The following is a 20,422-nucleotide window of genomic DNA, read 5'->3' on the forward strand; positions in this document are numbered from 1 at the left end:
TTTTGTTTAAATTTACGGATCTCAATCTTTGAATAGGGTCAGTGAGGCCGACCCTATTGATTACTGAATTGCAGCGTAAAGCCCTTTTAATTCAATGTGCTGCTATTGCGACATTTAGAAGCTAAGGTTTTAGGCGTGTAGTCTGTAAGGTTTTTAGCTTTGCCTAAATCTTCGAGATCGACCCATGTCACCTCGTCACCATTTATAAATGCACATTCCACATTGATGGAGTGGATGCTCTCAGGTGTGGTTTGAAAATCCATTAAGTTTTTATCTAAAACTATCAAGTCAGCTATTTTGCCAACTTCAATTGAACCTAGCTTATGGGAGAGGTTATGTTGCATTGCAGGAACAATAGTGACGGCCTTTATGGCGTCTTGTATTGATAAGTTACTTTTTCCATCTGTATTTGTACCTAAATACTTTCCTCTGGATGCTAAGAATGGATATTCCCAAGTGTGGCGAGTCATGGCTTGTTCAATAAACCATAGTGGGAATAACGGGCTGATACTCAAATCGCTATGTAACGAGAAGGGGATCCCTGCGGCGAGCTCCTCTTCCATAGGGTCGATCCTATTGCCTCGTAGATCTCCTAATTCATTTCTCATTGATGCTCCCCAGTAGGCCACATGGGCGATTAAATGACTGGGTGTCAAATTCGGAAACGTTTCGCGAGCTTTGAGGTATTTATAAATTGTTTTATTTTCTTTTGTACTTTCATCTATATCATTCACTGTGGAATGAATAATTGTGTGAGCTAGATCAGTAAACGTCTGAGCGACCTGTTTCTCTTTACATGTTGAGGTGTGACGTTTTGCATCACCTGCCATTTGAGTTAGCGCATTAAGTGAATCTGATATAGCTTGATCACCATTTGCGTGAAGATTAAAGTACCAAGGCTGATGTACGCTGCTGTCACAGGTGGGTAAAAATCTAGAGAGATTTTGGACAATTTCGTTTTTGGTATAATCAACATGACCCTTGCCAAACGTGTCACAAAGTCCTGCTTCAGAGTAATCAGTACTTAAATTTGCGCTACAGCCTTGGGTAGAGCCATCTGAGAGTAGCTTAATGCCTTGCGCTGAGTACATACCGTTAAAAGCTTTACTTTCAAAAGGAATATAATCACATTCACTGGGGTTTTTAGGATCATACACACATTGAGCGCGAGCGGCTGTTGCCTCGTCTTGATAGTTGCGCCAATCGTACACAGAGCGAACTCTTGCGGCCGGTTGCAGTTGCTCCATGAGAACTAGATTGATGAAATCGTCTTTCATTTCTGTTGTTGAACCACCGTCTACTAACATGGTTACCCCCTGTTGCGATGAAGTATTGAGCAAGTACTTCATTTTCATCAAAACCTCTTCATTTTCATCTTTATCATATTTAGCTAGCTCCGGTTGCGCTGTATCTAGCGGGCAGCTGGTTGCAGGGGGCGTATTTGGTGTATGGTGTACGAGTGCCGAAATGTCTTTGCTACTTGTGCCTTTTGCTCTTAAAATGGAATTAATAAACAGCATATACGCACTTGGTTCTTTGATGAGGCCAGAGTACTGCCACTTTTGCGAGTCAATCTCTTTGTACTCAGCATTATTCACTATATCTAAGTCGCCATCGCTGAAGCATAAGGTTTTCACGATAAACTGACTGGTTTTTACGTCTTGTTCTGTACCTTCACAAGTCAATGTGTAATCCTCGACGGGGAGTTTAAAGTCAGGGTTCTCTTTTTCAAACTCATCGACTTTTGCTTGAGAAATCATGTCTATCTGTGCTTTTTTGACCACTGTATTGCACAAGCCCACTTGCTCAAATGCAGACATATTGGCGTACGCTAAATGCCCTGATTGGTCAGTCATAAATATAGCTTTGTTACTTTGTGCCGTTTTTAATTTTTGGTTGTCAATTTCGTCAATAGCTTTCATTGGGTATGCAAAAAATTCTCGATTTTCGTTTATACGCTGATCGAACGGCCTCTTGGCATACTCTTCTTGGACCATTCGTGACGGATCAAGCCCATTTCCAATGTACCATCCAACTTTATTAACATGGTCAATTACAAATGGCGGACTTGTTGTTACTTTTGCTATTGCTTCATCTAGGTATATAAAGCAGTGCCCCTGTCCATCTTTCGCACTTGAAGCGTTCTTATTCGGATAGTAAATCCAGCCGTAATCTTTAGAGAGCTTTTCTTGATATTTGTCTGGCAGACAAGGCATTAAATTCTTTACTCCACTCATTTGCGCCGTTGATTGTAAATGGGCATGAGGTTCTATGAATCCTGGCATTAAGGTTCTGCCATTTAAATTGAAGTAAGATATCTTGGTTTTTGGAGCATGGTTTCTAATTGTTGCTAGCTTCTCCTTTGCGTCGTCGACTGAACCGACGAATGTAATCACACCATTTTCGACCAACACCGCGGGATTTTCATCTGCTCCTAAAGAGAAGGGTTTTTTGCTAGCAACAGTGATAATATTGCCACCGAAAAAAAGACTGACCTTAGCGCTAACATCTTCGTCTTTTGGTTTATCATCGCTGTTATTTGTTGAACTCGAGCACGCCGAAATCAATAAGGCAGCTGCGAAACATGGGATTATATTACGCTTTTTCATAAAGTTTCCTTTGAAAATTATCTAGATAACGCTATTAAGTAGCTACAAGTTCTGGCTAGCACTCTCATACAGTCAGAAATTAAATGTAATTTTATAGTTAATTTTTCAAGGTGGTAATTACACTAAGTTACGCGCTATTACAGCAATGTTGAGTAGCTACATTTAGACCGCAAAAGTAAGCCCTGAACTATGTGACAGGTGTTAAGCAGGCTCCCTTTAACCTAAATGTTTTGGGTTATCTTGAGACCGCATAATTTTACTAGCGAGCTGCATAACATGGCGGGATCAGTTACAGATATCGAAGTGAAGTTCACGAGTATGATCGAACTGAGCATCAAGAAAGTTGAAATAGATGATGAAAAACGGTCTAATAGGCCATAAAGGATACGATGTTAGGTCAGGGAATGAGCGCAGCTGTAACGATATAGCTTGTAAATCAACGCAAGTGAAGTCGCTCGCCTTAATTTTCTCTCGCCGCTTAAATAACGTCTACATTCTAGGTCGAACTAGTTTAGTCTGATCCAACAACGCGTTATGCATACTACGCATATATAATTTATAAAATCATTCCAGCAAAAAGGAGTTGCTCGTGATAGTTAAATACATTTTCACTCTGATTGGGTCCGCACTGTTAATCGGATCGCTTTTTATGTACAACAGTACCCAAGACTTCCTAGACCGTGCAATCATTACCGAAGGCACAGTGGTAGACCTTATTCGTTCCCAGTCTGAAGACTCGGATACCTATGCTCCTTTCGTTAAATTCCGCACCAAAAATGGCGAAATAGCGGAGTTTGTGTCCTCTACTGGGGGCGGTCCTAACAGATATTCAATAGGAGAGGTTGTAAGCGTCGTTTATCTAGAAGATTCAATCGAAAAAGCTGAAATTAACGATACTTTCTCGCTTTGGGGCGGGGTTATGATCTTAGCTGGAATAGGCTCTGTATTTTTCCTTATTGGACTTTCAATTATCTTATTTGGCGCGTCAAAAAATAAGAAAGTGAAGTATCTAAAGGAAAAAGGGACACCAGTGGTGGCTAAGTTTCAGAGTGTTGAAGTTAACCGTAGAATAGAGTTTAACGGCAAAAACCCTTACCAAATTTGTGCACAATGGAGAAACCCATCAACATCGCAATTGCATATTTTTAATAGTGATAATATATGGTTTGATCCAACCAATCACATAGACCGAGAAGAGATAACGGTGTTAATTGAAGAAGGAAACCCGAGCAAATACCATGTGGACATTTCATTTCTCCCAAAGGTCGCGTCTTAATCTTATGAAAGTGGACGGATCGTAACTACAACACTAAGTATGTAAAGCTCACGTGGGCTGAGTTTGCAAATCTATTCGAAATAGCGCTTAATAAGGCGCTATTTTTGTCTGTATATGGAAGTAAGATGAGTAAACGTGCACTGGTTTTTCCGCCCAATTTTAAGTTGGTTTTGTACGCGATGGCGGTGATGTGTCTCGTACAGGTGTTGGGGTGGATTTTTGGCTTACCCGTCTACCGTTTTGGGATTGTACCGCATAATGTACATCATTTGAGTGGTGTATTAACCGCGCCTTTTATACATGGTAGCTGGGGACATTTGCTGAGTAATTTGCTCGGCTTAAGTATTAGTGGCTATTTGGCAGCCCGATTACCGAGGTTTAAGCGAGCAACTTTTTTTATTGTGGTTGCTACAGGACTGTTGGTGTGGCTGTTTGCTGGACATGCAAATCACATTGGTGCATCAGGCATTGTAATGGGTTACTTTGGCTTACTGCTGGGTGCTGCGCTATTCAATCGCGATGTGCTTGGCATTGTTAGTTTTGTAGCTCTGCTGGTATTGACTTACTATGCCAATATTAGCTTTTTAGCGACATTATTTGATTTTTCGGCGCAGACGAGTAGTTCAAGCCATATTTTTGGGTTTTTAAGCGGATTATGCGGGGCATACTTAACCAAGCAAAAGCGTATTGCTCGGCGCTAAAGTAGCATAACCTACCAGTGACGGCAGGTCATGCTTTGGGATTTAAGTTATTACCAAATACGCACGCGCTCTTCAGGTGCTAGGTACAGTTTGTCACCCGGTTTAACGTCAAACGCTTTATACCATGCATCATGGTTGCGAGGTGCAAGCGCTCTAAATTGCCCCGGTGCGTGTGTACCTGCGCGTAGCTGGTTTAGCATGCTTTGCTCTGTACGCTTTTCTTTCCATACTTGTGCCCAAGCAAGGAAGAAACGTTGATCGCCAGTCAAGCCATCAATCACCGGTGCTTCTTTGCCGTTTAGGCTCAGTTTATATGCATGATAAGCCATTGCAAGGCCGCCTACGTCACCGATGTTCTCGCCAAGGCTGTTACGACCGTTTACGAAGTTACCTTCAATAGGCTCATATTTGTTGTATTGTGCCGCGAGTTTGTCTGCTTTTTCTTCGAAAGCAGCGCGGTCGGCATCGGTCCACCAGTTACGCTGAATACCATTGGCATCGGATTTTGAGCCTTGGTCGTCAAAGCCGTGGCCCATTTCGTGGCCTATCACCGCGCCAATACCGCCGTAGTTTACTGCAGGATCCGCATTTGGGTCGAAGAATGGCGGTTGTAAAATTGCCGCAGGGAAAACGATTTCATTAAACGAGCTGTTGTAGTAGGCGTTAACGCGTTGCGGTGTCATACCCCAGCGGTTACGGTCGGTTTTTTCAAGCTCTTTGGCGATGCTGTCATTGCGGAAAAACTCACGAAGGTTTTTCACATTCGTCATTAAGTTATCGCGGGTTAAGGTTAACCCATCAAATGATTGCCATTTATCAGGGTAGCCAATCTTAGGAGTAAATGCGGCAAGTTTTGCCTGAGCATTTACTTTTGTTTCTTCACCCATCCAGTCTAAGCCTTCAATCCTTTCACCAAGCGCGGTGCGTAGGTTTTCAACCAATTCTGACATTTGTTTTTTAGAAGACTCAGGGAAATAACGGGCAACGTAAACTTTACCAATTGCAAATCCAAGCGAAGTAGTGCCAGACATTTCGCTGATCGCGCGTTTCCAACGAGCACGTGGCTCTTGCTGACCACTTAAATGTTTACCATAAAATTCAAAGTTAGTATTGAAGATATCTTCAGACAGCAGCGACGCATTGCCGCTAATAGCGTGATAAGTTAAGTAGTCTTTCCAAACGGCCAAGTCTTCAGAGTTGATAAGCGCAATCATCGCTTTAATCGGCTCTGGCTGAGATATATTTAGCTGAGGCACTTTGTAGCCCGTTTCAGCAAAATATAAATCCCAATTAAAGCCTGGGTACTGTGTTGCTAGCTCGTCACGTTTGACTTGATTTAATGTCAGGTCGCGATTTCTGCGCTTTTCACGTGGCCAGTGGCCCTCAGCAATTTTAGTTTCAAGTGCAAGAATGGCCTCTGCGCGCTCAGTCGGCTTGTCTTTACCCGCAAATTTAAGCATATCGGCAATATGCGTAACGTATGCTTCGCGAGTTTTAACAAAACGCTCAGCTTCTTCTAAATAGTAAGAGCGATCTGGTAGTCCAAGTCCACCAGCACCCATCGACATTTCGTATTTATTTGGGTCTAGACGGTTAAACCACATACCGCCGCCGATCGGCGCATTGACGCCAGTTAACCAAGATTGTCCAAATGCTTTGGTGAGGCCGTCAGTGTTGTTAATGGCGTCAATGTCAGCAAGTAGTGGTTGAATAGGTTTAATGCCAAGCTTATTTAGGGTTTCAACATCCATATAAGCATTGTAAAAATCGGCAATTAGCTGCTCTTCGGCGTTTAGGTTTTTACCGTTAGCAATCTCTTCTATAATGGTTTTTACTTGCTCTTCACTGCGTTCAGCAAGCGCAGAGAATGCACCAAAACGTGTTTTGTCTGCTGGCATTTCGTAGTTTTTGTACCAAGTGCCGCTGGCGTACATAAAGAAATCATCGCCTGGTTTTACACTTTCATCGCGTGCACTGAGGTCAACACCAAAACTACCTAGTTCTGCTTTACCTGTTGCTACTGCCGCATTTTCTGCTTGTTTGGTTTCACTTGTTGTGACTTGTGGCTCAGAGCAAGCTGTCAGCATGATGGCTGTAAGTGCACTTGCTATTATCGTTTTTTTCATTATGTAGTCTCTATTTGGTTCGAGAAGTGGGCCCGACAGTTGTATTATTGTACTTACTATCGGGAATGGAACCATTGTCGAGTGAATACGCTTTTGCTGCAAGCATTTGAGTCGAATTGTTGGGAAATTCGCGATGAATGTATTTTCAAACTGTAAAATAAGTAGAAGGGTATGAAATAGGATCAAGCTTTAAATCAACAACAATATCCCTTATCATTTCGGCATTGTTATCAGTGTTTTTTGCACTGCATGGGCCACAAGAAACGAATTTATGCAATTATCACCAAGTTTAACGGCGCTTATTGAAGCGCTGCGTTGTTTACCTGGCATTGGACCTAAGTCTGCGCAGCGTATTGCCTTTCATTTATTAGAGCGAGACAGAGAGGGCGGCAGCCAGCTGGGACAAAGCCTGACGCATGCGATGCAAGCCATTGGTCATTGCTCAAGCTGCCGAACATTTAGTGAGGTTGAGGTGTGTGATATTTGTCAAAGTATCAAGCGCCAAGACACAGGGCTGCTTTGTGTGGTTGAATCACCAACGGACGTTTTGGCGATAGAGCAAACGGGCCAATTTAATGGCTTGTATTTTGTGCTGATGGGGCATTTATCGCCTCTGGATGGAATTGGCCCTAATGAAATCGGCCTTGATGTTCTTGAGCGTAAGCTAAGTGCTGGCAATATTAACGAAGTTATTTTAGCGACAAACCCAACGGTAGAAGGCGAGGCGACGGCACACTATATTTCTGAGTTATGTCATAAATATCAAGTTGAAGCGTCGCGTATTGCTCATGGCATGCCTGTTGGCGGTGAGCTTGACCTGGTAGACGGTATGACGTTAATGCATGCGTTTAGCGGGCGCAAGAAGCTCTAATCTTAACGTTTCTTACTAAAAGCCCTGTTTTTTGAGCAATTGAATCTAAAAAATAGGGCGATTTGTTAAAAATTTTGTTCAGTCTCTTGAAAGTTTTTTCTCCTCCCCCATATACCTAGCATATTGATAAAGAACACTGCATTAATTGCTTATATTGGAGAGAACAATGTCCGCAGCTCAAAAAGAAACATTAGGCTTTCAAACAGAAGTCAAACAATTATTAAACCTAATGATCCACTCTTTGTACTCAAACAAAGAGATCTTTTTACGCGAATTAGTATCTAACGCTTCAGACGCGGCTGACAAACTACGTTATTTAGCTTTGCAAAATGGTGACCTTTACGAAGGTGACGCAGAGCTACGTGTCCGCTTAAGCGTAAACAAAGATGCAAAAACCATCACCATTTCTGACAATGGTATTGGTATGACGCGTGACGAAGTGATCAGCTCATTAGGTACCATCGCAAAATCTGGTACAGCTGATTTCTTTAAAAACCTAACTGGTGACCAAGCGAAAGATTCACAGCTGATTGGTCAGTTCGGTGTTGGTTTCTATTCCGCATTCATTGTTGCTGATAAAGTAACTGTTCGTACGCGTAAAGCGGGTGAGTCAGAAGCGGTTGAATGGGAATCGCAAGGTGAAGGCGACTTCACGATTGCTGAAATCGAAAAAGCAGAGCGTGGTACAGAGATCACACTGCATCTTCGTGAAGAAGAAAGTGAGTTCCTTGAAACTTATCGCCTTCGCGGTATTGTGACTAAATACTCAGATCACATTTCAATTCCTGTTGAACTTTATAAAGACCCAGTTCCTGAATCTGAGGGCCCAGATGGCGAGAAAATTGAAGCGCAACCTGGCGAGTGGGAAGCGATCAACAAAGCCACAGCACTTTGGACTCGCGATAAATCTGAGATCAGCGACGAAGAATATAAAGAGTTTTATAAGCATGTTGGTCATGATTGGGAAGAGCCACTCACTTGGGCACACAATAAAGTAGAAGGTAAAACTGAATACACCAGCCTACTTTATATCCCTAAAAAGGCACCTTTCGATTTATACAATCGTGAGCGTCAAGCTGGCCTTAAGCTTTATGTACAACGCGTGTTCATCATGGATGACGCCGAGCAGTTTATGCCAAGCTACCTGCGCTTTGTTAAAGGCTTACTAGATTCTAACGATTTACCGCTTAACGTATCTCGTGAGATCCTACAAGACAACAAGATCACTCAAGCTATTCGTAAAGGCTGTACATCTCGTGTACTTAAAATGCTTGAGCGCATGGGCAAAAACAAACCAGAAGATTACCAAGCATTCTGGAATGAGTTTGGTAATGTGATCAAAGAAGGTCCTGCTGAAGATTTCGCAAACAAAGATGCTATTGCAAAACTATTGCGTTTTAGCTCTACACATACTGACGAGAAAACGCAAAACGTATCGCTTGAGCAGTACATTGAGCGCATGAAAGAAGGCCAAGATAAGATTTACTATGTTGTGGCTGATAGCTTTGAAGCAGCAAAGAGCTCTCCGCATCTTGAAATCTTCCGTAAGAAAGGTATTGAAGTTTTACTATTGTCAGATCGCGTTGATGAGTGGATGATGAGCCACCTCACTGAATTCAACGAGAAGCCACTTCAGTCAATCACGCGTGGTGATCTTGACTTGGGTGATATGGATGATGAAGAAACGAAGAAAGCACACGAAGAAAGTGAGAAGGAAGTTGAAGGTCTAGTTGAGCGTGTGAAAACAGCACTTGGCGATAAAGTGAAAGAAGTACGCTTTACGCACCGCTTAACAGATTCTCCAGCGTGTGTGGTCGCAGATGATCATGATATGAGCTCACAAATGCAAAAGCTAATGGAGCAGGTGGGTCAAGCCGTGCCTGAGTCTAAGCCGGTATTTGAACTTAACCCAGAGCACCAATTGGTTAAGCATTTGAATAACGAACAAGACGAAGACAAGTTTGGACAATGGGCAGAAGTACTACTAGACCAAGCAATGCTTGCAGAGCGTGGTAGCCTGAAAGATCCAGCGGGCTTTGTAAGCCGTCTTAACAAGCTAATGCTAGATCTACAAAAGTAAAATTAATTAAGTAATAAATTAGTATAACGAATTGAAAAAGCCGGTCATTGTTAAGTGACCGGCTTTTTTGTGTTTATTGATGAGAGTATATGGTGAGGCTATAGACTCTTCAGTGCGCCAACGACTTCTTCGTAGTTTGGCTCTTTTGCTAAATTTTCTACCAGCTGCTTGTAAACAAGTTTGTGTTCCTTATCTAGCACAAAAATCGCGCGACTGAGCAGGCCCATATCTTTAATCAACAAACCATAGTTTTCACCAAAAGAATGCCATACGGCGTCTGATAATGTTTTAACCTTGTCGATATTTTCTGCTTTGCAAAAGCGCTTTTGCGCAAACGGCAAGTCCGCACTAATCGTCAACATGGCAACATCTGGAAATTGGCTTGCTACTTTCTCATTAAAATGTTTTGTTTGTAGGCTACAAGTACCAGTGTCTAGGCTCGGTACGACACTAATTAAAATTGCACGACTTTCAAAGTCTTTCAGGGTAACAGGGCTGAAGTCAGCATCGGCAACCTTAAAATCCGGTGCAGCCTGACCTTGCTTTACACCATTACCAAGCAATACCACCGCTTTACCTTGCGCTTTTACCTTGCCCATATCTACCGAGTTTTCAGGTAAATCATAAGCCAATGATATCGCACTAAACAGACCACTCGCTAAAACTAACGCTTTCAGCATAAAGTATTCCTTTTGAAGTTAACTTAATTGATTTGAGTGTATTATACTGACAGTAACTAACCAAGCTTAAGTGACATTTAGATTGTCAAGATGGCGTCATTTTATTAACATATGTCGCAATTTTAAGCTTTAATCTCATAATTATAACTAAAACTTCCCGACATCGTGCCGATACGCATGGGAAACAGAAAGAGAGCTTGTATGTCAACACTAGTCCTAATTTGTGACGATTCAAAACTTGCCCGTCGGCAGCTGGCGCGTTCATTGCCAGACGACTGGGACATTAAAGTAGAATTTGCAGAGAATGGACTCGACTGTATTAAACAAATCAAAGCACTTTCTCCAGAGATTCTATTCCTTGATCTAAATATGCCGCAGATGGATGGCTACGAAGTACTGCAAGCCATCAGCGAGCAAGATTTATCCGTGCTTACTGTCGTTGTTTCTGGCGACATTCAACCTAATGCGCACCAACGAGTGATAGAGCTCGGCGCTATTGATTTTATCCGTAAGCCCTGTGACGCTGCTAAACTTGCTGAAATTATTGAGCATCATGGAATAAAAGACAAAGCAATCAGAGAAAGCTTGGTTCATAAACTTGGTGAGCAGCTAGACCCTGAGATCCGTGATATCTATCAAGAGCTTACAAACGTTGCTATGGGGCAGGCGGGGGATTTGTTGGCGCGATTGCTAAACGTATTCGTCGAATTACCTATTCCAAACGTTAATGTACTCGAAGTCAACGAGCTGCATATGGCACTGCAAGCGATTGATGCGAGCGCAACTACGTCGGGCGTTTGCCAAGGTTTTATTGGTGGCGGCGTTTCCGGAGAAGCGCTGCTACTGCTTAATGATTCTAGTTTCAAAGAGATCGCGTCTTTGATGAATTATCATGGCGATCTTAATACCAAAGTTGAGCTTGAGCTCTTAATGGATATTAGCAATATCTTGATTGGCGCAATTTTAACGGGACTATCTAAGCAGCTCGATATGTCTTTCAGTCAAGGCCACCCCGTGGTGCTTGGTCAACATTGTGATGTTGCTGAGCTTGTGAAAGCCAACAAGGCGAGATGGCAAAGAACGCTCGCTATAGAGATTAGCTATGGCATTGAGCATCACAACATTAACTGTGACCTTATGCTGTTATTCACAGAAGACTCACTTAAAACATTAAAATACAAAGTAGCCTATTTATTGGATGATTAACTATGCCTGCAGCCGATTTTGATATGAATGAAATCCATTGGTTAATGGATATGTTTAACACCGTAGATGTTGGCTTGGTGGTACTCGATCGCGACTACAAGGTATGTATATGGAATGGTTTTATGGAAAATCATTCTGGTTTGTTACCGAGTGCGGTTAAAGATAAAGACATTTTTGATTTGTTCCCAAGTATTGATGAGCAATGGTTTAGATCAAAAGCTGAGCCTGTATTCGTGCTAAAAAATCGGTCGTTTACCATTTGGGAGCAGCAGCCGTATATTTTCCGATTCAAAAATTATCGACCTATCACAGGCAAAGCGGATTATATGTATCAGAATGCAACTTTCATCCCATTGACCACAGTGACGGGGGATGTAGGGCATATTTGTGTGATCATATACGATGTAACCGACGAAGCAATCAACAAGTTAGAGCTTGAGTCGTTGAATAAACAATTAGAAAAAATTAGCCGAACAGACAGCTTAACCCAGTTGCATAATCGCGGCTTTTGGGAAGAAAGCCTAAAGCAAGAGTTTAAACGCTTGAAACGTAATCAAGGCCAAAGTGCATTGCTTATGTTTGATATTGACCACTTTAAGCGTATCAATGACGAATACGGTCACAGTGGTGGAGATGAGGCAATCCGCCATATCTCTGACTTACTACGCAAAACACTACGCGAAACGGACACTGCAGGCCGCTACGGCGGTGAAGAGTTTGCAGTGACTTTGCTCGACACAGACGTAAAGGGTGCAATCACTTTCGCCGAAAGACTGCGCTCGTTAATAGAAAACTCATCTATTTACTACGATGAACAACAAATAAAGATTACGGTTAGCCTTGGTGTTGCCGTGTACGAAGAGTCTTTTGAAAAACATGAGCAATGGATTGAAGCCGCGGACAGCGCTTTGTATGTTTCTAAAGAGGGCGGAAGAAATCGGGTAACTGTATACTCTGAAGACATGGCCAGCGAGTAAATTTATCTTTATATGGTGACTTTAGCGCGATGCGGGTCTATTCATATTGCCACTTTATAATTTTTACCCCACTAACTTTTTAGTATCAGTGCGGAATGAACAGCGGTCTGTTAGACAAATCAGCCGTATTGTTCGGTTATTTCTGCGAATTAAAGTGGTAAAAGTGGCGTCTTACTTACCGCTAAATACATCACAATAACAACTGAAGCCGGTATGGTTAAGAGTGCAAGTTTAGTAAAAGAGCCGTGATAGAGCGCTAACCAACGCCGTTGCTGAGCGCTTGCAATGCCCAAGTGGACACTTTTAGATGCCTTTGCTGCTAACCAATTTCCCAAGAAAATATCGACAATTTCTAATGGGATAATCACGAGACCGACCACCAGTAGCTTTTGTTGGAGCCATGGAGATGTAAACCATCCAGCTAAAAAAGCCATAGAAAAGCCTGTTAATAAGAGAACTATAAATGCCACATGTTCCAGTGTGACCATGAGAAAGAATACATGACCCACCTTAGCGGTCACCGGTCCTATATTTTCATTTTCTATTGCTTTTAACACAAACCAAGCACCAAGAGCTGGGCCGAGCCAAAAAATCAAGGCGCCTATGTGCACTAATTTTAAGATTGCGTATTCCATCTAGGCCTCAAAACTTGATGTGCAAAGATAATCATCCAAAGTGTACTAAGAGTCATGCTTGATGCAGTAAATATCTCAGCAGCTTTAAGTTGACCAGCAGCGATAGATACAGACAGCAATAAACCTAAAATCCAAGCGGTGATCCCCAAGACTGACACCCATGTTTTAAATATACCTTGCTTAATGGCTAGACAGGTTAACGTAAGCCCTCCTAAATTATAAAGGCCATTACCTAAGTAACCGGTTAGATGGGTTGCAATATGCTCAAACAGTAAAAATACAGATTCGCCCATGGCTAAGTGAACTACTTTTGGTAAAACAAAGGCATAAATCACTTCAGCAATTAGATCTGGGGCCACACCCAATGCGACTAATAGCAGGCCAACATGCTTTCTAAAGTCTGCTTTGAGCTCATCTGCTAAAATAACACTAAATACTAACAGACCTAGTGCAGAGAACATCCAAGCTATCCAAGACCACTGCCACAATACTAAGTTTTTGGCAATAAACTCCATACGCATTATTACCGTGTTATCAAGAGGCAAGCCTGGACGCATCGGTCCATTCATTAAAAGACATGCAGCAGTAATTATTGCGGCAATCAGATAAACAACAACAAATTTGGTTTTGTATTGATCCATTGGTTTTACGTCTGGATTGGAGTCCCATGGTTCATCTTAAATCTATACCCAAAATTGGTAAAGTCTTAGTCTGAATAGACATTATTTACTTGGTGAAAATTGAATAACCCTTGTCTTTAAACTACAGCGGTTAACCAGAGTTGTTATGTCTACGCTCATGCTCTTGATATCAAAAGACTTGTAAATCATGGCTTATCTAGCTTTAATGGAGGTGTGGGGAGTTGAGTTTTCATTAGAGGTCTTTAGCCATTTATTTTAAGATGAGGCAGGTGAATAGTAGTTCCTTAAATGATTTTAACTCATTAGGAAGAATTCCATGGACTTCAGTCAATATGAAACACTTGCTTGAAATGCGTAATCACTTACAACAATAAAAGGGAATGAAAAATGAACGATAATGATGAATACTGGGGGATGCCGCTAAATACATACTGTATGTTATTACATTTGAGCCAACTGGCGAGCTTTGTTGCTCCGGGACTAGGGCTTGTATTACCGGTGGTTATGTGGGCAACCAATAAGGATAAAAGCGAAACAATCGACCAACACGGAAAAGCCACTATTAACTGGTTAATTAGCTTAATCATCTATTCCATAATTTGCGGTATTTTAGTTTTTGTCGCGGTTGGTATTTTAGGGTTCGTTGTGTTAGCTATTCTTAATATTATATTTGCCATCATTGCTGCGATGAAAGCCAATAATGGGGAAGTATGGATTTATCCACTTAGCTTCAATTTTTTTAAGTAACCGGCACTTTGAATAGCGGAGAATCTGCTGTTTGTATTGTTCTGGTTTGCTGTATTGAGTTTAACAATACACCTCACAGCGGCATTATAAATAGAGGCAGGAGCTAATTTAAGGCTTCTGAGCATGAGAAAGGAGCCTAGGCAAACATAGCAGCCCAAGCTGTTTGCCTACTCCTAATTTACACTTACAGGGCTACGATTCACTTTCCTCTTCAGGGCATTGAGCTATCTGCTCAATATTGCCATTTTCATCTACTTGTTCAAGTTTCACTTTAAATCCCCATAAGCGGTAGAGGTGCTTTATCACTTCTTGCTTTGAAGCGGCAAGTGGGATCCCGCCTTGCGGTACATACCTTAGCGTAAGTGAACGATCTCCCCGTACATCGACGTCATAAACTTGAATATTAGGCTCATGGTTACTCAAGTTGTACTGCGCTGAAAGGGCACTGCGAAGTTGTTGATAACCCATTTCGTCGTGAATAGGGCCAACTTCTAAGTGCGGAGATTTTTGTTTGTCGACAATCGTAAAAAGCTTAAAGTCGCGCATGAGTTTTGGAGATAAAAATTGGCTGATAAAGCTCTCGTCTTTAAAATTTTGCATCGCAAAATGCAGTGTATCTAGCCAGTTGCTCCCCGCAAATTCCGGGAACCACTGTTTGTCTTCTTCCGTTGGGTTTTCGCATATACGGCGAATATCGACCATCATATTAAAGCCGAGCGCATAGGGGTTTATCCCTGAATAAAATTTACTATTGTATGGCGGTTGATACACAACATTGGTATGGCTTTGTAAAAACTCCAACATAAAGGAATCACTTAGTTTTCCCTCGTCATATAAGTGGTTCAAAATAGTGTAATGCCAAAATGTAGCCCAGCCTTCATTCATGACTTGAGTTTGTCTTTGCGGGTAGAAGTACTGTGATACTTTACGCACAATACGAATAATCTCGCGTTGCCAAGACTCCAACAATGGGGCATTTTTCTCGATGAAATACAGTATATTTTCCTGAGGTTCCGATGGGAAACGAGCACGGTTGTCGGTTTCTTCATCTTCACCTTTAGGAATGGTTCGCCATAATTCATTAACTTGGGACTGCAAATAATCTTCCCGTTCTTTTTGCCGTTTTTGCTCTTCAAACATAGAGATCCGTTGCGGCCTTTTATATCGATCAACCCCGTAATTCATTAACGCATGACAAGAGTCAATCAGGTTTTCTACCTCATCAATACCGTACTTTTCTTCACATTTGGCGACATAATTTTTAGCAAATACCAAGTAATCAATGATAGATGATGCGTCTGTCCAGGTTTTAAATAGATAGTTACCCTTGAAGAAAGAATTATGACCATAGCACGCATGCGCCATTACCAGTGCCTGCATAGGCATGGTATTTTCTTCCATTAAGTACGCAATACAAGGATTAGAGTTAATCACAATCTCGTAGGCAAGACCCATTTGACCTCGTTTGTAGGTTTGCTCAGTCTGGATAAATTTTTTACCGTACGACCAATGTGCATAACCAATTGGCATGCCCACACTTGAGTAGGCATCCATCATCTGCTCAGCTGTGATCACCTCAATTTGATTTGGGTAAGTGTCAAGTCTGTAATGCTCAGCTACACGAGCAATTTCCTGATGATAAGTATCAAGTAAATCAAAGGTCCAATCTGGACCATCGTCAATTGGCTGATATGTCATCGCGCAACCTCCCAAAAATTATGCCGCACTTTGCTTATTTTTGTTCTTCTTGAACAATTCTCTAAAGATAGGATAAATATCTTCTACACCTCGAATGTGCTGCATAGCAAAGTTGTCAAATGAGTTGGCTACTCCTTGATACTCCCGCCACAGACTTTGGTGTGCACGGGTCGTTATCTCTATATACGCATAGTAGCGGACAATTTTAAGTAGTTTGTTAGAGAGTATCTGGGTGCATTGTGGAGAATCATCTGCCCAGTTATCACCGTCAGAGGCTTGTGCGGCGTAAATATTCCAATCGCCTTGGGCATAACGCTCTTGAATGATTTCATCCATTAATTTCAGCGCACTTGAGACAATTGTGCCACCAGTCTCTTGCGAGTAGAAAAACTCTTGCTCGTCTACTTCTTTTGCTTGGGTATGGTGGCGGATATAGACTACCTCAATATCTTTATAAGTGCGGGTTAAGAACTGATAGAGCAAAATATAAAAACGTTTTGCCATGTCTTTTGTAGCTTGATCCATTGAGCCAGACACATCCATCAAGCAAAACATAACCGCTTTGCTGGTGGGGTGTGGACGCTTTTCGTAATTACGAAAGCGTAAATCGTAATTATCGATGAAAGGCACCGCGGCTATTTGCTCTTTTAGCACTTGGATCCGCAGTTCTATATCATTGATTTTCTGTTGAGGAGGAACCGGTTCAGCAAGCATATTCGCCAGCTCTTCTTCCAACTCCCTTAACTCTCGGCGTTTACTTGAGGTCATCGCAATACGGCGTGCCATTGAGCCTTTTAAACTGCGTACAATATCTAAGTTGCTAGGCATACCATCATTACAAAAACCAGCTCGATGCGTTTTCATTTGCATTAATTTATCTAACTGGCTTTGTTGTAAGTTGGGTAACTCCAAGTCTTCAAACAATAGGTCTAAGTATTCGTCTTTTGAAATAGAGAATACAAAATCGTCTTGCCCTTCACCTTGGTTACTTGCCTCGCCATCACCTGATCCACCACCTTGCCCAGAAGGAGGGCGCTGGATCCGATCGCCCGTTGAAAATTGATCGTTACCTGGGTGAATGAGCTCTCTGTCTCCCCCTTTACCCTGATGGAAAGTGGGCTCGCTGATATCTCGTTGTGGGATAGAAATGCTTTCGCCACTGGAGATATCAGTCACACTACGTTTGTTGATGGCCTCTGAAACCGCTTTCTTTATCTGCTTCTTGTAGCGGCGGATAAAACGTTGGCGGTTCAGAGTGCTCTTATTTTTGCCGTTAAGACGGCGGTCAATAAAATGCGCCATATAACACCCTCTTCATACTAACAAGTTACTGTGACTTTCTAACTCTTAAATACCATTCTGAAAGTAGGCGAACTTGTTTTTGGGTATAGCCTTTATCAACCATACGATTGACAAAGTCCTCGTGCTTCTTCTGATCTTCGGCAGAGGTTTTTGCATTAAATGAAATTACAGGGAGTAAGTCTTCGGTATTAGAGAACATTTTCTTCTCGATAACCGTTCTTAGTTTTTCATAGCTGGTCCATACTGGATTGTCACCATTGTGATGGGCTCTTGCTCTTAAAACAAAGTTGACTATCTCGTTACGGAAATCTTTTGGATTGGAAATACCGGCTGGCTTTTCAATCTTTTCCAGCTCGCCGTTAAGTGCGGCTCTATCAAACAGTTGACCAGTATCTGGGTCACGATATTCCTGATCTTGGATCCAAAAGTCTGCATAGGTAACATAGCGGTCGAAAATATTTTGGCCGTACTCAGAGTACGACTCAAGGTAAGCTGTTTGTAGTTCTTTACCGATAAATTCGACATATTGTGGGATTAGATACCCTTTTAGATGGCTTAGGTAGCGCTCTTGTACTTCAGCGTTAAATTGTTCGCGCTCAATTTGCTGCTCAAGTACATAGAACAAATGAACAGGGTTTGCTGCGACTTCACTATGGTCAAAGTTAAACACACGAGAGAGGATCTTAAAGGCAAAGCGAGTTGAAAGGCCGTTCATGCCTTCGTCAACGCCTGCATAATCTCTGTATTCTTGATAGGATTTAGCTTTTGGATCTGTGTCTTTTAAGCTTTCACCATCGTAAACCCGCATTTTTGAATAGATACTGGAGTTCTCTGGCTCCTTAATTCGAGACAGGGCTGAAAACTTCGCTAAAGTTTCTAATGTGCCAGGCGCACAGGGAGCCTCTCTGAGCTCACTATTTTCAATAAGCTTCTCGTAAATTTTGACTTCTTCAGACACGCGCAAACAATAAGGCACTTTGACGATGTAAACACGGTCTAAAAATGCCTCGTTGTTTTTATTGTTCTTAAAGGTTTGCCATTCAGACTCGTTAGAGTGAGCGAGTATTAGGCCGCTAAATGGTAGGGCGGAAATACCCTCGGTACCATTGTAATTGCCTTCTTGGGTTGCAGTTAGCAGCGGGTGTAGCACCTTAATGGGTGCTTTAAACATCTCGACAAATTCCATCAAACCTTGGTTCGCAAGACATAGCGCGCCAGAATACGCATAAGCATCAGGGTCATTTTGAGCGAAATGCTCAAGTTTACGAATATCGACTTTACCCACCAGTGCTGAGATATCTTGGTTGTTCTCATCCCCTGGCTCTGTTTTCGCGATAGCAACTTGATCAAGAATGGAAGGGTAACGTTTTACGACCTTAAATTGTGTAATATCTCCATTGTACTCATGTAAGCGTTTGGTCGCCCACGGAGACATTATCGTTTTAATATAGCGCCCAGGAATGCCGTACTCTTTTTCAAGTAGGTCGGCATCTTCTTGAGGGCTAAACAAGCAAAGCGGGTGGTCATTAACGGGTGAGCCTTTTAAAGAATAAACCGGCACCTTTTGCATCAAATACTTGAGCTTTTCTGCGATAGACGATTTACCACCACCTACCGGGCCGAGTAAATAGAGTACTTGTTTGCACTCTTCGAGCCCCTGTGCGGCATGTTTGAGATACGATACGATTTGTTCAATGGCATCCTCCATACCGTAAAACTCATTGAAGGCAGGGTATCGAGCTATTACTCTATTCGAAAACAGCCTGCTAAGTCTGGCATCTTTCGACGTATCGATCATTTCTGGTTCGCCTATTGCCATCAGAAGTCGCTCAGGTGCGCTGGCATAGGCTGATTTGTCATTTTTACAAATTTCAAGAAATTCCGCGATGGTGTACTCTTCTTCTTGCGCGGCTTCATATCTGGCCTGATAATGTTCAAATATTGTCATAACGACCTCCAATAAGCTACTTGGTGTGGTTTGCGGATCACAGATTTGGAAAGGTTACTTAAAGCTTAGTCGTGATATGAAGAATACCCAAAAAAAACTAGATTTTTTATGTATTAATGTTGAGTTACAGGCATGAAAAAGGGCGCTTTTGCGCCCCATTGTTGCATCAATACTGATAGTTGATGTTAAGCTAGGTTGCTGTTAGCGAAATCCCAGTTAACAAGTGCCCAGAAACCTTTAAGGTAATCAGGACGAACATTACGGTAATCGATGTAGTAAGCGTGTTCCCACAGGTCAACTGTGATGATAGGGGTAACACCTTCTTCAGTCAGCGGAGTCGCTGCATTTGAAGTGTTAACGATATCTAGAGAGCCGTCAGCTAGTTGTACTAACCAAGTCCAGCTTGAGCCAAAGTTGTTAACTGCTTTGTCGTTGAAAGCTTCTTGGAATGCTGCGAATGAGCCCCATTTTGCATTAATTAGTTCAGCAACTTTACCTGTTGGTTCGCCACCTGCATTTGGCGCAAGGCTGTGCCAGTAGAAAGTGTGGTTCCAGATTTGAGCAGCATTGTTGAAAACACCACCTTCAGAGCTACATACGATCTCTTCTAGTGATTTACCTTCAAAGTCAGTACCTTCGATAAGACCGTTAAGCTTTACAACGTATGTGTTGTGGTGCTTACCGTGGTGGAATTCTAGCGTCTCTTGAGAAACGTGCGGCTCAAGAGCATTTAGTGCATAAGGTAGTGACGGTAGTTCAAATGCCATATTAATCTCCATTTTTTGGTTGATTTGCCAATAACGCATACGAAAGGTAGCTAACATCAGCCCACTTTTCTATACCATTGGCCTATATAGTGATACTATAATTCCTGACTATTTTACTCAAGTTTTGGCAAACAGCAATGCGTGCCAGTGACTTAATG

General features: G+C 42.1%; 16 protein-coding genes. 7 read left to right on the forward strand and 9 right to left on the reverse strand.

Annotated elements, in window-relative coordinates; genetic code table 11:
- Window positions 1–86: 86 nt before the first annotated feature.
- Entirely contained in the window at window positions 87–2,609 is a 2,523-nt protein-coding gene (locus CTT31_RS06300; RefSeq protein ID WP_260492193.1) for an amidohydrolase family protein, read from the reverse strand.
- A 649-nt stretch (window positions 2,610–3,258) separates the two neighbouring features.
- Between CTT31_RS06300 and CTT31_RS06305 the strand changes: the two genes are divergently transcribed.
- Entirely contained in the window at window positions 3,259–3,885 is a 627-nt protein-coding gene (locus tag CTT31_RS06305; protein WP_236596596.1) for a DUF3592 domain-containing protein, read from the forward strand.
- A gap of 125 nt (window positions 3,886–4,010) precedes the next feature.
- The gene (locus tag CTT31_RS06310) at window positions 4,011–4,586 is read left to right on the forward strand and encodes a rhomboid family intramembrane serine protease (protein ID WP_260492194.1); all 576 of its coding nucleotides are present in this window, start codon (window positions 4,011–4,013) and stop codon (window positions 4,584–4,586) included.
- A 50-nt stretch (window positions 4,587–4,636) separates the two neighbouring features.
- Here the strand turns inward: CTT31_RS06310 and CTT31_RS06315 are convergent, their stop codons facing one another.
- On the reverse strand, window positions 4,637–6,712 hold the full coding sequence (locus CTT31_RS06315) for a M13 family metallopeptidase (protein WP_260492195.1): 2,076 nt from the start codon (window positions 6,710–6,712) through the stop codon (window positions 4,637–4,639).
- A gap of 271 nt (window positions 6,713–6,983) precedes the next feature.
- Here CTT31_RS06315 and recR point away from each other — a divergent pair, with 271 nt between their 5' ends.
- Together recR and htpG are read left to right on the forward strand one after the other, a co-directional pair.
- The gene (gene recR / locus CTT31_RS06320) at window positions 6,984–7,583 is read left to right on the forward strand and encodes a recombination mediator RecR (RefSeq protein ID WP_010606421.1); all 600 of its coding nucleotides are present in this window, start codon (window positions 6,984–6,986) and stop codon (window positions 7,581–7,583) included.
- Window positions 7,584–7,749: 166 nt separating this feature from the next.
- Entirely contained in the window at window positions 7,750–9,663 is a 1,914-nt protein-coding gene (htpG, locus tag CTT31_RS06325) for a molecular chaperone HtpG (RefSeq protein ID WP_017217996.1), read from the forward strand.
- A 98-nt stretch (window positions 9,664–9,761) separates the two neighbouring features.
- Here htpG and tpx read toward each other — a convergent pair whose 3' ends face one another.
- Complete coding sequence (gene tpx / locus CTT31_RS06330) at window positions 9,762–10,343, reverse strand: thiol peroxidase (RefSeq protein ID WP_260492196.1); 582 nt, start codon at window positions 10,341–10,343, stop codon at window positions 9,762–9,764.
- Window positions 10,344–10,544: 201 nt separating this feature from the next.
- Between tpx and CTT31_RS06335 the strand changes: the two genes are divergently transcribed.
- Complete coding sequence (locus tag CTT31_RS06335; protein ID WP_010375391.1) at window positions 10,545–11,549, forward strand: response regulator; 1,005 nt, start codon at window positions 10,545–10,547, stop codon at window positions 11,547–11,549.
- 2 nt (window positions 11,550–11,551) lie between these two features.
- Window positions 11,552–12,526, forward strand: coding sequence for a sensor domain-containing diguanylate cyclase (locus CTT31_RS06340; protein WP_010375394.1), 975 nt, complete (start codon window positions 11,552–11,554; stop codon window positions 12,524–12,526).
- A 149-nt stretch (window positions 12,527–12,675) separates the two neighbouring features.
- Here the strand turns inward: CTT31_RS06340 and CTT31_RS06345 are convergent, their stop codons facing one another.
- Window positions 12,676–13,161 carry a DUF2269 domain-containing protein gene (locus tag CTT31_RS06345; RefSeq protein ID WP_260492197.1) on the reverse strand — a complete coding sequence of 162 codons (486 nt, stop codon included), beginning with the start codon at window positions 13,159–13,161 and terminating at the stop codon, window positions 12,676–12,678.
- A complete protein-coding gene (locus tag CTT31_RS06350) occupies window positions 13,143–13,802 on the reverse strand; it encodes a hypothetical protein (RefSeq protein WP_260492198.1) in 660 nt (219 codons plus the stop codon). The genes CTT31_RS06345 and CTT31_RS06350 overlap by 19 nt, the downstream gene beginning before the upstream one ends.
- A gap of 387 nt (window positions 13,803–14,189) precedes the next feature.
- On the opposite strand from CTT31_RS06350, the gene CTT31_RS06355 reads away from it, so the two are divergent.
- A complete protein-coding gene (locus CTT31_RS06355; RefSeq protein ID WP_039492452.1) occupies window positions 14,190–14,549 on the forward strand; it encodes a DUF4870 domain-containing protein in 360 nt (119 codons plus the stop codon).
- Window positions 14,550–14,741: 192 nt separating this feature from the next.
- Here CTT31_RS06355 and CTT31_RS06360 read toward each other — a convergent pair whose 3' ends face one another.
- The 4 genes from CTT31_RS06360 to CTT31_RS06375 form a co-directional block, all read right to left on the reverse strand.
- Window positions 14,742–16,247, reverse strand: coding sequence for a SpoVR family protein (locus CTT31_RS06360; protein ID WP_010606429.1), 1,506 nt, complete (start codon window positions 16,245–16,247; stop codon window positions 14,742–14,744).
- Between the two features lie 18 nt (window positions 16,248–16,265).
- Entirely contained in the window at window positions 16,266–17,549 is a 1,284-nt protein-coding gene (locus CTT31_RS06365; RefSeq protein ID WP_211859580.1) for a YeaH/YhbH family protein, read from the reverse strand.
- 25 nt (window positions 17,550–17,574) lie between these two features.
- The gene (locus CTT31_RS06370) at window positions 17,575–19,497 is read right to left on the reverse strand and encodes a PrkA family serine protein kinase (protein WP_211859581.1); all 1,923 of its coding nucleotides are present in this window, start codon (window positions 19,495–19,497) and stop codon (window positions 17,575–17,577) included.
- Window positions 19,498–19,682: 185 nt separating this feature from the next.
- Window positions 19,683–20,264 (reverse strand): Fe-Mn family superoxide dismutase, encoded by a 582-nt coding sequence (locus CTT31_RS06375; RefSeq protein ID WP_010375405.1) that lies wholly within the window; start codon window positions 20,262–20,264, stop codon window positions 19,683–19,685.
- Between the last annotated feature and the right edge of the window lie 158 nt (window positions 20,265–20,422).

This window comes from Pseudoalteromonas maricaloris, assembly GCF_024746855.1.
GTDB classification, from domain to species: domain Bacteria; phylum Pseudomonadota; class Gammaproteobacteria; order Enterobacterales; family Alteromonadaceae; genus Pseudoalteromonas; species Pseudoalteromonas maricaloris.

Excerpts from the sequence above, each read along its gene's own strand:
- CTT31_RS06300 (WP_260492193.1), bottom strand. The coding sequence starts at position 2,609 with ATGAAAAAGCGTAATATAATCCCATGTTTCGCAGCTGCCTTATTGATT.
- CTT31_RS06305 (WP_236596596.1), top strand. The coding sequence starts at position 3,259 with ATGTACAACAGTACCCAAGACTTCCTAGACCGTGCAATCATTACCGAA.
- CTT31_RS06310 (WP_260492194.1), top strand. The coding sequence starts at position 4,011 with ATGAGTAAACGTGCACTGGTTTTTCCGCCCAATTTTAAGTTGGTTTTG.
- CTT31_RS06315 (WP_260492195.1), bottom strand. The coding sequence starts at position 6,712 with ATGAAAAAAACGATAATAGCAAGTGCACTTACAGCCATCATGCTGACA.
- recR (WP_010606421.1), top strand. The coding sequence starts at position 6,984 with ATGCAATTATCACCAAGTTTAACGGCGCTTATTGAAGCGCTGCGTTGT.
- htpG (WP_017217996.1), top strand. The coding sequence starts at position 7,750 with ATGTCCGCAGCTCAAAAAGAAACATTAGGCTTTCAAACAGAAGTCAAA.
- tpx (WP_260492196.1), bottom strand. The coding sequence starts at position 10,343 with ATGCTGAAAGCGTTAGTTTTAGCGAGTGGTCTGTTTAGTGCGATATCA.
- CTT31_RS06335 (WP_010375391.1), top strand. The coding sequence starts at position 10,545 with ATGTCAACACTAGTCCTAATTTGTGACGATTCAAAACTTGCCCGTCGG.
- CTT31_RS06340 (WP_010375394.1), top strand. The coding sequence starts at position 11,552 with ATGCCTGCAGCCGATTTTGATATGAATGAAATCCATTGGTTAATGGAT.
- CTT31_RS06345 (WP_260492197.1), bottom strand. The coding sequence starts at position 13,161 with ATGGAATACGCAATCTTAAAATTAGTGCACATAGGCGCCTTGATTTTT.
- CTT31_RS06350 (WP_260492198.1), bottom strand. The coding sequence starts at position 13,802 with ATGGATCAATACAAAACCAAATTTGTTGTTGTTTATCTGATTGCCGCA.
- CTT31_RS06355 (WP_039492452.1), top strand. The coding sequence starts at position 14,190 with ATGAACGATAATGATGAATACTGGGGGATGCCGCTAAATACATACTGT.
- CTT31_RS06360 (WP_010606429.1), bottom strand. The coding sequence starts at position 16,247 with ATGACATATCAGCCAATTGACGATGGTCCAGATTGGACCTTTGATTTA.
- CTT31_RS06365 (WP_211859580.1), bottom strand. The coding sequence starts at position 17,549 with ATGGCGCATTTTATTGACCGCCGTCTTAACGGCAAAAATAAGAGCACT.
- CTT31_RS06370 (WP_211859581.1), bottom strand. The coding sequence starts at position 19,497 with ATGACAATATTTGAACATTATCAGGCCAGATATGAAGCCGCGCAAGAA.
- CTT31_RS06375 (WP_010375405.1), bottom strand. The coding sequence starts at position 20,264 with ATGGCATTTGAACTACCGTCACTACCTTATGCACTAAATGCTCTTGAG.